This is a genomic window from Lysinibacillus sp. NPDC097231, assembly GCF_044761885.1.
In the GTDB taxonomy this organism is placed as follows: domain Bacteria; phylum Bacillota; class Bacilli; order Bacillales_A; family Planococcaceae; genus Lysinibacillus.
In genome coordinates this window covers 23,172-37,572 of record NZ_JBIWDH010000021.1, presented here as the reverse complement: position 1 = coordinate 37,572, position 14,401 = coordinate 23,172, and the positions used below count along the sequence as shown (strand labels likewise).

Here is a 14,401-nt window from a genome sequence, read left to right as displayed (position 1 = left end):
AAAATTATCCAATTCAACATTATTCTTTAACAGAGCCTTTAAAAAAGAGGCAAAGACGCAAAATAAAAAAATTCACATCAGAAAAGCGCGAAAAATCAACCGTTTCTAAAATTGATTTCTCGCGCTTTTTAAGGTTTTGGCAGGTTTTGGCAGGTTTTGGCCTGCCTCTTTTTCTCAATGCTTTTGTGGCTAAAATAACAAAACTAGAAAAAGCCAACAAGAATTCCAAAACGTTCTCATTAACAATTGAATCTTAAAGTTTTTTTGTGTAATAGTATCGCTTACCCGTTAGCGGATAATCATTGAGTACAAATTCTTCTTTATAGCCTAGCTTCACATAAAAATCAGGGCTTGAAAACTAAACGTATTTAGGGAGGCAAACTTGCATCCTCTATTAATAGCAATCTTCTCAGCTTTACGCATCAAATCCGTACCAATATGCTGTCCACGAAGTTTTTCACTTACCCATAAATACTCTACTTCTAACCAATTTCCATGTGTATCACCAATCAACCCCGCAACTCTATTTCCTTCTTCATCTTCTACAAAAAGACCAATATCTTTTACTAACTTATCTTCAATGTTATCAAGATTGTATTTTAATAACTCTTGAATAATATGTTCTTTTTCTTCTTCAGTGACCTTTTCAGATTCAATGTATTTCATTTATTCGACCCCTTTATACGATTTTAATAAGTTTCCTAATACCTTAATTCAGCACTTTTCGCCCATTTCTAATGCATAACATAGTAAAGTGTGATTCAAGCTTTTTTAATTAACTGTTTATAGAAGAAGCAGCTTTTTTAAAATATTCCTGCCGTTTAGCACCTGATACAGCTTTTAATGCCAATAACCCTAATAAGAGGAAGGCAAATGAACCCATTAACCCCACAGGACGGATTGAAGTTAATTCAGCAGCTAAACCTATTAAAACCGTTAAAGCAACAATGAAACCTGCTTCAATAACACTAAAGATGCTTCCGAATCTTCCCATCATCTTCAAAGGAACATGATTTTGGTAGAAAGTCAAAAACCCTGTATTGGCAAACGTTACAGCAAACCCGATTAAAAATACACCAGGCACTGCACTAAAGAAGCTACTCGAACTATAAAGTACTAAATATCCTATTGAGGTAAAAATGGTACCAATACCTATTAAAAGATTAACGGCAAGTTGTTTTGAAAATACCGAATTAATAATTGATCCTATTATTATTCCAGCTCCAAAGACACTTAACAAAAACCCATAATTGGTGTCAGATATTGAAAGTACGCCTTTAGCAAATGCTGCCTCAAGAGAATCTATTGCGGTCATGAATATAGTAGTACCACTAAATAATAAATATATCTTTGTAATATAGGTATCGTCCTTACTGAAATTAAAAACAACCCAAAAATCTGTTTTTATCATATCCCATGTAAATCTTTGTCCCTCTGTCTCTTTGAGCCCTGAATCAACATTTGGTAGCATCATGATAATCAGTGCCGAAAAAAATAAAGCCACTGCATTTACATGAATGGCAGTATAAGGAGTACCCATCCAAAATAATATCCCAGCTATAGCAGGACCTATTAGTGAACCACAAGAGTTGATAAAACTACGAAGTGCATTAAAGCGTTGCCGATCTTTTTCTGGAATAAGTTTAGTCATATAAACCATAGATGTAGGTTGAAAAATAGCACTTCCCATATTAATGATAAACGCTAGTACATAAACATAAATAAGTGAAGGTAAAAATGGAATTAACGCAATACATATTGCTCTAAAAACATCTAATCCCATCATAAGTCGCCGTGTATTTACCCGATCAACTAAACTACCTGACCAAGCATTAGAACAAATAGTTGCAATTGGACCTAGTATATACAATAAAGCAATTGCAAATGGGGAACCTGTTTCATTCAAAATAATTAAATTTAGTGCGATTAGGTAAACCCATGCACCCACATTTGAAATGCCTATTCCTCCTAAAAGTATTAAAGGATACTTCCATCTGGACATAATCACCACTCCTATTTTATTTTTTTAGAAAACAAAATAAAAAAACTCACCCCCAAGATTGTTATCTTGGGGGCGAGTCATATCGCGGTGCCACCCCAGTTCATTTCTACATTGCTGCAGAAGCCTTATCGAGTACAGCTTTGTGAATAAATCACCTGCGATACTCTATCTCTTTAACGTGAGAATACGTTACACCATCATTGTTCCAAATCCGATGCACGGCTCAAAGGCTTGTTTCAACATATTTCCTATCCCTCTTTTTCAGCTATCAGAGGTCTCTGTAGATAGTACGTATGTTTACTCTTCTTTTCATAGCTTTTTATATGCAATTTTGTAAATTTTATACTATCCCAAACTAAATTTCAATACAAAAAAAGAAAGACCACTAATTATTTTTATGACAAATAACTATGAAATTTAAATCTCTTTCGCTTTTACTTTGCATTAAAGTCAAATTCAATTTTCCCTTCTATCAAACGAAGTGACGCATTAAATTGTTTACCATTCTTTGATTTAAACCCTTTAACCACAGCTGTTTTACCAATCTTACATAAATCATTAATGTTCTTTTCAGTTAGTTTTTTTCCTAATAGCCTTTCTGGGAACGTTTGCTTACAACCATTTTTATAATTCGAACAACCGTAAAAGCTTTTACGCAAACCCATTTTTCCTACTTTACATGTTGGACACGTCACAATATCTTTCACAACAGCTGGTTTAAACTGCTCGGCTTCGATTGTGAGTGACTCTAACTGTTTAGGTACCTCTGCTATTAATTGATTAACAAACTTGCCTATGTTTTCAATAAAATGTTTTGCAGAGCCTTCTCCACGCCCAATTTTATTTAAGTAAATTTCCCATTTTGCAGTCATAGATGGACTTGAAAGTAATGTCCCTTCAATTGCCCGACATAAAAGCTCCCCTTTAGGCGTAATGCTCACTATGTTTTTTCGTACTTCAATAAATCCATGCTTTTTAATCGTCTCTATAATGCCACTGCGAGTCGCTTCTGTACCAATACCTTCAATCGATTTCAGCACCTCGATTTCTTCTTCATCCTCAACTGATTTACCACACGTTTTCATCATCGTAATGAGTTGCCCTTCTGTATATGGCTTAGGAGGTGTTGTCGTGCCTTCTAGAATAGAAACCTTACTTTGGACCATCTCATCTTGGAATACGGCAGGTAACGACTCTTCACGCTCCTGCAACTCTTTTTCACTTGAAAATAATTCTTTCCATCCTTTTACAAGTTCTGTTTTCCCTACCGTTTTAAACTCTAATTTTTTGACATTTGTTATAATCGTTTTTTCATCGTATTCATAGTCTTGGTGAAACATGGCGAGTGTCGTATTGACTATTTCGAAATAAATATTTCGTTCATCAGCATTCATTGATTGTAAAGCTTTTTCTGTCGGCACTTTTTTCGTTGGAATAATAGCATAGTGCTCCCCTACGTTGGCACTGTCGACATAGCGTTTGTTATTCCCTCGATTTATCGCATTAAATGACTTTTTCACGAGCTGCTGGTATTTTGCCAATGATTCATTTAAATAGGCAAACTCATTATGTGTAATGAGCTGTGAATCGGTTCGTGGGTACGAAACGAGCTTTTTCTCATAAAGTGATTGCGTTAGTTTCAACACATGCGACGGACTGTATTTCCAACGTTTATTGGCGACGGCTTGTAATGTTGATAACGCATGTAGTTTTGGTGGTGCAATACGCTTCGTTTTGTTCGTTACACTCGTAATTAGACCTGTATCTATCGGTTCAACCCCATGTTGATGCAATAATTGCACTGCCTCTGCCCGCTCTTTTGTTTTTAACTGTGCCTTCCCTTTATATACACCATTTTGTGCTTTAAAAATCCCTTCAATTTCATAAAAATTTTCAGGCTTGAAATGTTCGATTTCCTGTTGTCTTTTATAAATTAAATATACGGTTGGTGATTGCACACGTCCGATAGAGATACTACCTTTAAACCCCTTTTTTTGTAAAAGTAGCGTATATAGGCGACTACAGTTCATACCTACTAACCAATCACTAATTTGGCGTGTTTTTGCTTCTTGGTACATAAGCAAATCACGCTCATTACTTTGCATATTATTAAAACCTTTTCGAATTTCTTCAACCTCTAATGAATTGATCCATAATCGTTTAACAGGCTTATTTACTTTTGTCATTTTTAAAAGTGAGTAGAAGATATTTGAACCCTCGCGTTCACTATCGCAGCAGTTATAAATCATTGTTACTTGAGGATCACTAAAGATTTTTTTTACAGCATTAAATTGTGAATACATTTTAGAGACAACTTTATCTTCAAATTTTTGTGGCATGATAGGTAATGATCCAAGCGACCATTTCTCCCATTCCTTTTGATATTCTTTTGGTTCCTTTAATTCAACGAGATGGCCAACTGCCCAGGTAATTACTGCACCTTGAGGAAAAGTAGAACAAGGTTCCAATTCAATAAAGATTTTCTCTTTTCGTTTAATTTTAAATGCGTCTGCATAAGCTCTTGCTTGAGATGGTTTCTCTGCCAAAATAGCGATTTTCCCCATTGATCATCACATCTTCTTTAAAATATTTTTTAGTTGTTTTTCTATAAAAATATAAAACCCAACTAATTGAATTATTAGTTGAGTTTTATATGAATTGTACTACTATTTTACTTTAAACAATTTAAAATATCACTTACTAAAATCTTTGCACCAGATGCACCCTTCCAATATTTTTAGAAAAAGAAAACAAATTATAACATTATAAGCACAGAACTCACTGTGCTTTTTTAACCTTCAATCTCATAATAACGATGACCTTCTGAAGAACGACTTCCAGCAACTTCATCATATTCCTCAAATTCAAATATAAAATTTTATTAAGTAAAATAAAGAGCCACATTATTATGCGACTCTCAGAGTGTAAAAAATATAGCAATATAACAGGAAAACCCCATTTTGCATAGGATCTTTGTGACCCATTATACTAGCAATCCCATTCAATTAGTCTACATATAAAAACGAAACTAACTATTTCATGCATACTATATTTTGATTTTAATGTGCAAAGCATCTGCAATGTACTTTGCTACGGACAGCTTCTCTGCCATTAATAAGCCCTATTTACGGCACATTATAAATATTCCAACCGTATTAACAGTGCTTAAATTTCAGAAAATTCACTTTATTATCACAATCTATTGGAAATTCGAAAAAAATATAGGGATTTTTGTAATATAATAAATTGTGAGTTCATGTAGTAAATATGTTGGAAGGAAAGTTATGGATTCTAGCATATCATTTTTCATGAATTTGAAAAAAGTTTTTGGAGGGATAACAAATGAAAAAGTATTTTTTGTTAATGACATCTTTATTAACAATCGGTATTTTGTCAGCGTGTTCGTCAGATGAGGCGACCACCACAGAAGCAACAGACAAAGAAACTAAAGTAACTGTGTCTACTGATGAGAACGCTATTGCTTCTGCGAAAGCTATGTTCCAGCCATTAGGGGAAGTTCCGGTTCCGGAAGATAACCCAATTACAGATGAAAAAGTTGAGTTAGGAAAACGTTTATTCTTTGATTCAAGATTATCTGGAAACAATGTTCAAAGTTGTAGTTCATGTCATCAACCTCAAGCAGGATATGGAGATAACTTAGCAACATTTATTGGATTTGAAGGTTTCAAAGGACCTAGAAATAGCCCTACAATTATCAATTCCGCGTATTATTCTGAAAACTTTTGGGATGGACGTGCTAGTAGTTTAGAAGAACAAGCAAAAGGACCTATTACTGCTGCAGGTGAAATGAACCAAGATCTTGACGGATTGGTAGGGAAATTAAAAGCAGTTCCTGCCTATGTAACTGATTTCCAAACAGCTTTTGGTGAAGAAATTTCTGTTGATAATATTTTGAAAGCAATTGCTACATTTGAACGTAAAATTGTAGTTAAAGATACTGCCTTTGACAAATACTTAGCCGGTGATGATACGGCAATTTCTGATGAAGCTAAAAATGGTATGGTATTATATACTGGTAAAGCGAGCTGTATTACGTGTCATGCTACACCTACATTGTCTGATGGTAAATACTATAACTTAGGTATTGAAGGCGATGAAGGTCGTTATGCAGTAACTAATAATGATGCTGATAAGGGTGCATTTAGAACTGCCTCTTTACGTGGAATTACTCATACAGCCCCTTATATGCATGATGGTAGTTTAGCTACATTAAAAGATGTTGTTGAGTTCTATAACAAAGGTGGAGGAACAGATACGAATAAAAGTGAACTAATCCAACCACTTGGCTTAACTGATGAAGAAATTAATCAATTAGTTGCTTTCATAGAAACTTTAGGTGGAGAAGTACCAGTAGTAGAAGCACCTGAAGCATACTAAATCATGCACAAACGTAATAACGCCTACCTTTTAAGGTAGGCGTTTGTTCTATGATTTTAATGTAATTTTCATGCACATGACACTTTGCTGATTCTAGCTAGAGGCTCAGTGTTTTTCGCTCTTTATTAAGCTGCATAAGAATGTAGACCTGCAAGTAAAAAGTTAACGAATACTAGATTGAAAATAATAAGTGCAAATCCAGCAATGACTAACCATGCAGATTTTTCACCTTGCCAATTTCGTGATAAACGTAAATGTAAAAAAACAGAATAATACAACCAAGATACTAATGCCCAAACTTCTTTAGGATCCCAGCTCCAAAAACTACCCCATGCAAGCTGTGCCCATATCATACCAAAAATTAAAGCGCCTAAAGTAAAAATGGGATAGCCAATTAGGACAGAACGATAACATACTTCATCTAGCAAATCCGCTCTAATATTTTTAGTATAAGGTTGTAAAATAGCAGCAAATCGCTTTCTCGTCATTAAACGTACAAAAATATACAAAACTGTTCCAAAAATAAGTGACCAAATAAACGTGTTAATTTTATTTGCATCGACAAAGTTACCAATAAACGAAGGTGCTTCCATAATTGGATCGGAGCCCGTTTCGGATACTAACACACCTTCTGTTGGACCCAAAATAATTGGCATTCGATATTCGATATACTTTTCGCCATTATCAATTTGGAAAACAGCTGAATATCCGCCTACAATATTAAATGAGAGAGTAGCAATAATAAACCCTGCTGTAACAAATAATGTATATAGAACAGCTTCTAACCAAAAAGTCTTTTTAGATTTAACATTTTGATCTACTACTTTTACTAAATAGATGATAGCAATAACAAAACTAACCGCTAAAATCCCCTGTCCTAGGGCAGACAACATTACGTGAATTTGTAAAAAATTACTATTCAATGATGGTGCAAGAGGCGTAATGTCTCTTGAAAACATACTGGCAAAACCTATCATTAACGCAACTAATGGTAATGTAAACAAGCCTAATACATTTAAACGATAAATGAAAAATAATATAATAAATGCGATAATAAACATCAATCCAAAAAAGGTTGTAAATTCATACATATTACTGACAGGTGGATATCTACCTACTATCCAACGAAGTATAAAGGAAATAATGTGAGAAATACATGCAAAAATTGTAATAGTAATACCAACATTAGCAATCATTGATGAGTTCTTTATCGTTTCAGCTTTTTTTTGACGTATAGAAGCTCCAAAAAATAATGTTGCAACTAAGTATAAAACAAAGGCTATCGTTAATAAATATCCACTTGCTTCTTGCATCATTTAATCCTCCATATGTAATTTTTTCTTTTTAGTATCTTCTAATTGATCTTCTGGAATCGATAACGGTAATCCCTCCAAAACTTTTTCCAGCTCTCTTGTTAACCCAAAATAGTTTTTATTTGTATGAGCTGCAATTATAACTTCGTCCTCTTTCACAGTTATCCAAACTCGACGATGATACCAAAAAGAACCTATTATTACACCAATTATAAAAATTGTTCCTCCAACAAACAAAACTGGTAGCATTAAGTCTTTCTTGACTAGTAAATATGAAATAAAGTTATTGCCTCCTTGTACATATTTCAAGGCATACTTATTTTGTGAATCGTCTGGCTCAATTAAGCCTAACATCGTAAAGTAAATTGTTTCTCCAACAGGAGATTCTGGTGAAATTATTTTAAATACAATAAAAGGATTATTTGGATTAGCCGATATACTCGTTGGCTTTTCATTTTCGTCTAAAGAAAAATCAGGGAAATATTCTTCAATAACTACTTCATACCCATCACCTAAATCATATGTTCTTTCTGGATTCATTAAATCAATCGTAATTGTACCAATTGGTTTTTCATCAGAATTCATCTTCTTCTGTAATTCAAATGTAATATCACCAAATTGAACATCATAACCCATCTGATAAATTGCATAATCATCGAATTTCAATGGATTATTCATCATAATAGAGTATTCGGTAACTTCCTCTAATTCTGGCGTATCACCGGGAATAGTTTCACCAACAGATTTATATAAGACAGCTTCTGTTGTATAATTTTTTATAATTGAACCATTACTTTTTTCTAAAGCCGTTGCAAATGCTTCGTTGTCTTGTTCATTATACATTTCTACGATAAATTCTTTATTTTTGAAATAATATTCGCCATCTGTTCCGGGGATAACGACAGTATCTCCCTCTCTAACGGCTAAAGATTTCTCAATATGTATTCCTGGAACCAAACGTAACATACAACCCGCAATGAAGATAATTAGCCCAATGTGATTGATATACGGACCCCAACGGGAAAAACGCCCTTTTTCAGCTAAAAGACTTTGGTTTTTGACTCTAACTTTATAGTTATACTTCTTAAACTGCTCTTCTAATTCTGACATTTCCACTTTTGAACTAGCAATCTTTGTGGATGAAAGAAAACGTTGACGTTTCAGAAATCCGTCAGAGCGTTCAACACGTTGTTTCTTCAATGCACGATACAGGGGTACAAAACGGTCTAAACTACAAATAATTAAAGAGGTAGCTACTAAAAAAACTAGCGTAATATACCACCAAGCACTATATAAATGATGAAATCCTAGCCAATAAAAAACAGTGCCAAATACACCATATTTATCATCGTAGTATTGCTCAACAGTTGTACTAAAGGGAATCACAGTATTCGTTTCTTGTGGTAATAATGAGCCGATAGCTGATACAACTAACGTAATTGAAAGTAGAAAAATGGCAACTTTAACAGAAGAGAAAAAACTCCAAACTTTATCTATGAAGGATTTGTTATAGATTTCTGAACGTCTTGTAGCTCCCTCATAACGCATGTCGACTAATTTTCTTACATCTTTTTCGTTATTTTCTAATTTCCTATTACAAGCTTCACAAAAATTAGTACCAATCGGATTCACATGACCACAGTCGCATTTCACTTTATCCATAAAAATATAATCTCTTATAGTTATATAGACAGTAAAAATTGTAAAATTCAGCCCACTGTCCATTTAACAAGAGAAAAATTCCCTCCCTCCTATGTATCATGATACTGGTTTAATTTTATCCATACTTTCCCGAATATCCTCTTCTGATAATGCTCCAGATATAATATCAACAATTTTCCCATTTTCATCAATTAAAAATGTAGTAGGTAACGGAATAAAACTATATAAACTTGTTACCGTGCCACCATTGTCATACAGAACAGGAAAATTCAATCCATACTTATCTATAAAGCTATTAACTCGTAACTCGGCTTCACCAATATTAATGGCTAAAATTTCTACACCGTCTGCTTGATACTCCTCAAATACGTTGTTCATATAAGGCATTTCTTTTTCACAAGGACCACAATACGTTCCCCAAAAGTTTAAAAAAACCCCTCTTCCTTTATAATTCGATAGTTGAAATTCCACACCATTCATATCTTTTAAAATAAAATTTGGTGCCTCATCACCAATTGAAACTGCAGCTGCTTTCTCTTTGAAAAAATTCAAATACAAAGTATAAATTAATGCACTAATAATGACTGACAAGACAGCGGTTCTCATAACTAATCTTTTCTTTTTTGTCTCCATACACTCCCCCCCTCTTATATGCGCTTTCAGTATATCATTGAAACTAAGGTTGTTTTTTTGGAAAAATGAAAATTATATGATAATTTTTCACCCTCATTTTTTCTTTTATTTGCTGCTTTCTAAAAAATTACAAGAAAAGTCAAATTATTTATATTTCAATCTGTATTTATAGTAAAAAAACTATCTTATTAACAAGAAAACTAGGAGTATACGAAGTTTCATGAAGGTATTTATTCACACTTAACTACATTCAAGGCTGCAAAAAAAATGTTAACAAAGTTTGTCGAAAGTCAATCTAATTTATGACTATTTATATAACAAAATAATTTATTGTTCATTACGCATATTCTGAATATTATAATGTTTAGAAATCATTCATATTTAGCGTGAACGTGAATTATTTTCTATCAAAAATAACTTCGTATTGGGAGGAAGTATAATGCTAAGAAAAGGTTTGTTGGTAAGTTTGCTAATAATCTCACTGGGGATCGTTGGCTGTAGCAATAAAAGTAATGAGGAGAGTGATGCTATAGAAGATAAAGCAATAGCAATCAATGAAAAAGGTCAAGAATTATATAACAATAAATGTGCTAATTGTCATGGCCTAAATTTAGAAGGTATCGTAGGCCCAACATTAGTAACTACTGGCTCTATATATAATGAAGAGGAATTATTAGACATTATTTTAAATGGTATAGAAAAAACAACAATGCCTGGCGGACTATTAGAAGGTGAAGAAGCAGAGACATTAGCTCAATGGTTAGCAGAGAAAAAATAAATTTTAGAATATTTTGCTCGTAGCGAATGAATGAAAGAACTGCTAACACTTTAGGACGTTTCTAATCGTATAGCGGCAGCTGTAAGATGTTGGTCACTCAGTCGTTTGCTGTCGCTTCGCTTTCGCACAGATAAAAACATGTTGCTGTGCTTCGCTTTCGCACAGCAAACACTGCTGGATGAAGATAAAAACATATAAAAAACCGATTCCTACAAATTGTAGAAACCGGTTTCGATTCATGATTATCTTGATGTATAACCTGCATCTGCATGTATCGTAGTACCTGTAATATAAGAAGACTGGTCTGATGCTAACCATAGGCTTGCTTGCGCAATTTCACTAGCTTGACCAAAGCGATTTAATAGGCTTAATTGTGGTGCATATTCTGCTTCATTTAACCCGAATTGCTCTAGTGCACCACGTAACATTGGTGTATCAATGGCTCCAGGTGCTACTGAGTTTACACGTATATTATATTGACCATTTTCAAGTGCTGCCACTTTTGTAAGACCTACAACACCATGTTTTGCTGCTACATATGCAATGTTATTAGGCTGTGGGCGGTAACCACTTACAGATGAAATATTAATGATTGAACCACCATTACCTTGTTTTTTCATTTGCTGTAATTCATATTTTTGGCATAATGCTACTCCTTTTAAATCAACCGACATTAATCGATCCCAATAATCTTCATCAAATGAATCGGCTGGTTGGTCATCAGGTGTTAATGCCGCGTTGTTTACTGCTACATCTAATTTACCAAATGTATCAACAGTGAATTGTACCATTGCTTTCACTCCATCACCCTGTGAAACATCTACTTTTATAAATGCTGCTTCCCCACCTGCTGCGATAATTTCTTCTGTAACTTGACGTCCCTTTTCTTCATTAAAGTCAGCGATGACAACTTTTGCTTTTGCTTGTGCAAAAAGCTTAGCTGTTGCCTCCCCCATGCCCATTGCTGCTCCTGTAATAATTGCTACTTTACCTTCTAAAACTGGAAATGTTTCCATACGTATTACCTCCTCCAAATTGTCACTCTCAATATAATGAAATCTTCTTTTTTAAACAATCATTAGAATAACCCCAAATGTATAGTATTAGACAAAACTGCATTTTTTGTACATTAAAATTGCTTTATTTTTATAATTGGTGAACAATAAATAAGAGGTGATTATCTTGGAAACTTACGTTGATAAACGCATACAAAGATCTACTAGTGCTATAAAGTCTGCGTTTTTAAAGTTATTAGTTCAAAAACCTTTTCAACATATTACAATTTCTGATATTATCCGAGAAGCAAACTACAACCGTGGCACTTTTTACGCTCATTTTGAATCGAAGGAACAGCTCCTCCAATCAATTATTGATGACACTTTAAAGGAAATGATTGAGCAAATACGTGTACCATATAAAAACTTGGCAACTGTAAATTTAGCTAGACTTAACAGTAAAGACATCACACTTTTTCAATATTTTATCGATCAGGTTTCACTATATAAACTGCTATTGAGCGACCATATTCAAGTCGACTTTCGCCATCGAATTGCTTTAGCTATTGAGCGTTTATTTATTGAGGAATACGAATACGAAAATGTCCCACCCACACTCGATATAAAATGGTTATATATTTACCGTTCACATGGTATTGCCGGGATGGTTATTCGGTGGATCGAAGAAGACTTCCAAACACCACAAGAAGAAATGGCTCAACAAATAATCGAGCTCATGCTAGTATCTACTGATGTGTTTAGAGTTAAATTTGGTGCCAGGCACGAACACAATTCATGAATCAAAACAGCACTTTCCACAGGATATGGAATGGTGCTGTAATTCATACTCTCAACTCATATTAATTATGGAAATGTAAAAAGAGCCGCATGAAAATGCGACTCTCAATCCTTAATTTTTATTCAGTTCTTTATTGCGTATTTGGCTAAGAAAGGGATATGCTTCGTTAGTCTATTATAGATGTTGAATAGGATTTGTACAACAGGCTCCAATTTTTTAGCCAACTTAATGACCGCTAGACTTGACCCAAACGATAATAGAGCCCCGCCAATCACGTCCGCTGGATAATGGACCCCGACGTAGATACGTGAAATACCTACCAGGATGGCCCATACTAATACAGGATACTTCCACGAGTCTTTTCGTAATAACAACGTACAAGCTACAGCGAAGGCTAATACTGAATGATCACTTACAAATGAAGAATCATTAGCATGTGGTACTAACTGATGAACATCATATGTTATGAATGGGCGTGGATGATCGTAGACAAAGTGTATGAGTGCGTTTAGACCCAATCCAAGTAAACATGTAAAGACAATATAAATAGCGGTATATTGTTTTTCTGCCCTTTTTTCTTTGTTTGCTGTAAACCATAAAAATAACATGAATACGATTACGATATAAGGAACGCTATCAGTGATGAAAATCATCCCTTTATCGAGAAATGAATAGCGACCAGCTATATCATTAATCCATTGAAAAATTTCATAATTCATTTTGTAAATCTCCTTGCTTTTAATTTTCGTTTCTCAGGTTAAAAGAGTGCTCCCAATTCATTTTTGAATGTAGCAAGAAAATAACCTTGAGCGTCTGTTGAAATACCCGCCTGCTTTCATAAAGGACGTCATCACAAGCCTCATAGTTTCTTTAATTTTAGGCATTACCATAAGTTCATCATTAAACATCAGACGAACTAGGTAACCTTCAAGCCCCCTCTATTTACGAAATTAGACCCTAAACTAGAAAATATTATAGTAAGCTAGCAAAAATCAGTACAAAGATGATAAAATATTCTAATAAAGGGGGATGCAAATATGGGGAAGTTAAGTAAAAGAAATATACTGTGGATTGTGCCAATTGGTATTTTAGCGACATTTTGGTATTTTTACGGTCCGCAAAAGGAAATCACAGATAATGAATATATAACATATGTTAAAAATTATTCATTTGAAAATAGTAGCAAGACTCTAGAATCTAGCTTTACAAAGGCTTGCGAAAATTCAAATTGGGTATATTTTGAAACACAAAAAGGACAGGACGTTGTAGAGTTTAAAGGTGAGTGTCCCGTAAATAATAAAGTCGCAAAAGTGAATGCTCAATTTTTAGTGGATCGTGATATGACAAATGTGCGTTACGGTGCTGTACTCATCGATAATAAAATGCTAGAGGAAGCAGAGCGTGACAAATACCTTCTCGCATTAGTAAGTAAATAAAAGATAAGGCTCCCGTTTGAAATAAACGAGAGCTTTTTTAGTTCTATTTAAGATGGCGTTTGAGTTGGTAGAAAAAATGGTGGATAGGGCTGTCAATGCGACGGATTGAACTATCGAACTGATGGATAGAGCATTCAATGTGACGGATTGAACTACGAATGCGATGGATAGATTCATCAAACTGACGGATAGAGCTGTCAATGTGATGGATTGATCCATCGAATTGGATAGACAAGCTGATTTGACGGATTGATTCATCGAACTGACGGATAGAACTGTCAATGTGATGGATTGATCCATCGAATTGGATCAAGCTGATTTGACGGATTGAACTACGAATGTGACGGATTGATCAACCGAACTGACGGATAGAACTGTCAATGTG

The 14,401-nt window shown here is 34.3% G+C and carries 13 protein-coding genes and 1 other annotated feature; of the genes, 4 read left to right on the top strand and 9 right to left on the bottom strand.

Features of this window, described 5'->3' with window-relative positions; all coding sequences use genetic code 11:
* Nucleotides 1-19 precede the first annotated feature (19 nt).
* The 4 genes from ACIQXF_RS13680 to ACIQXF_RS13665 all read right to left on the bottom strand — a co-directional run bounded on the left by ACIQXF_RS13680 (nt 20) and on the right by ACIQXF_RS13665 (nt 4,566).
* Complete coding sequence (locus ACIQXF_RS13680; RefSeq protein WP_402783672.1) at nt 20-217, bottom strand: hypothetical protein; 198 nt, start codon at nt 215-217, stop codon at nt 20-22.
* A 116-nt stretch (nt 218-333) separates the two neighbouring features.
* Nucleotides 334-666, bottom strand: coding sequence for a GNAT family N-acetyltransferase (locus tag ACIQXF_RS13675; RefSeq protein WP_402783671.1), 333 nt, complete (start codon nt 664-666; stop codon nt 334-336).
* A gap of 109 nt (nt 667-775) precedes the next feature.
* On the bottom strand, nt 776-2,002 hold the full coding sequence (locus ACIQXF_RS13670; protein WP_402783670.1) for an MFS transporter: 1,227 nt from the start codon (nt 2,000-2,002) through the stop codon (nt 776-778).
* Between the two features lie 65 nt (nt 2,003-2,067).
* Nucleotides 2,068-2,324: a binding site (T-box leader), on the bottom strand.
* Between the two features lie 112 nt (nt 2,325-2,436).
* Nucleotides 2,437-4,566: a type IA DNA topoisomerase gene (locus tag ACIQXF_RS13665; protein WP_402783669.1), complete on the bottom strand. Its 2,130-nt coding sequence runs from the start codon at nt 4,564-4,566 to the stop codon at nt 2,437-2,439.
* 778 nt (nt 4,567-5,344) lie between these two features.
* Here ACIQXF_RS13665 and ACIQXF_RS13660 point away from each other — a divergent pair.
* Nucleotides 5,345-6,400, top strand: coding sequence for a cytochrome-c peroxidase (locus ACIQXF_RS13660; protein WP_402783668.1), 1,056 nt, complete (start codon nt 5,345-5,347; stop codon nt 6,398-6,400).
* A gap of 125 nt (nt 6,401-6,525) precedes the next feature.
* Here ACIQXF_RS13660 and ccsB read toward each other — a convergent pair whose 3' ends face one another.
* The 3 genes from ccsB to resA form a co-directional block, all read right to left on the bottom strand.
* Nucleotides 6,526-7,713, bottom strand: coding sequence for a c-type cytochrome biogenesis protein CcsB (gene ccsB, locus ACIQXF_RS13655; protein ID WP_402783708.1), 1,188 nt, complete (start codon nt 7,711-7,713; stop codon nt 6,526-6,528).
* Nucleotides 7,714-7,716: 3 nt separating this feature from the next.
* Nucleotides 7,717-9,345, bottom strand: coding sequence for a cytochrome c biogenesis protein ResB (resB, locus tag ACIQXF_RS13650; protein ID WP_402783667.1), 1,629 nt, complete (start codon nt 9,343-9,345; stop codon nt 7,717-7,719).
* A gap of 126 nt (nt 9,346-9,471) precedes the next feature.
* Nucleotides 9,472-10,008, bottom strand: coding sequence for a thiol-disulfide oxidoreductase ResA (gene resA / locus ACIQXF_RS13645; protein ID WP_402783666.1), 537 nt, complete (start codon nt 10,006-10,008; stop codon nt 9,472-9,474).
* A 439-nt stretch (nt 10,009-10,447) separates the two neighbouring features.
* Between resA and ACIQXF_RS13640 the strand changes: the two genes are divergently transcribed.
* Entirely contained in the window at nt 10,448-10,786 is a 339-nt protein-coding gene (locus tag ACIQXF_RS13640) for a c-type cytochrome (RefSeq protein ID WP_402783665.1), read from the top strand.
* A 242-nt stretch (nt 10,787-11,028) separates the two neighbouring features.
* Here ACIQXF_RS13640 and ACIQXF_RS13635 read toward each other — a convergent pair whose 3' ends face one another.
* Entirely contained in the window at nt 11,029-11,802 is a 774-nt protein-coding gene (locus ACIQXF_RS13635) for an SDR family NAD(P)-dependent oxidoreductase (RefSeq protein WP_402783664.1), read from the bottom strand.
* Nucleotides 11,803-11,968: 166 nt separating this feature from the next.
* On the opposite strand from ACIQXF_RS13635, the gene ACIQXF_RS13630 reads away from it, so the two are divergent.
* Nucleotides 11,969-12,580, top strand: a complete 612-nt coding sequence (locus tag ACIQXF_RS13630) for a TetR/AcrR family transcriptional regulator (protein WP_402783663.1) — start codon at nt 11,969-11,971, stop codon at nt 12,578-12,580.
* Between the two features lie 122 nt (nt 12,581-12,702).
* On the opposite strand, the gene ACIQXF_RS13625 is transcribed toward ACIQXF_RS13630, so the two are convergent.
* A complete protein-coding gene (locus ACIQXF_RS13625) occupies nt 12,703-13,299 on the bottom strand; it encodes an undecaprenyl-diphosphatase (RefSeq protein ID WP_402783662.1) in 597 nt (198 codons plus the stop codon).
* A gap of 318 nt (nt 13,300-13,617) precedes the next feature.
* Between ACIQXF_RS13625 and ACIQXF_RS13620 the strand changes: the two genes are divergently transcribed.
* On the top strand, nt 13,618-14,016 hold the full coding sequence (locus ACIQXF_RS13620) for a glucosamine 6-phosphate synthetase (protein WP_402783661.1): 399 nt from the start codon (nt 13,618-13,620) through the stop codon (nt 14,014-14,016).
* Nucleotides 14,017-14,401: the final 385 nt, after the last annotated feature.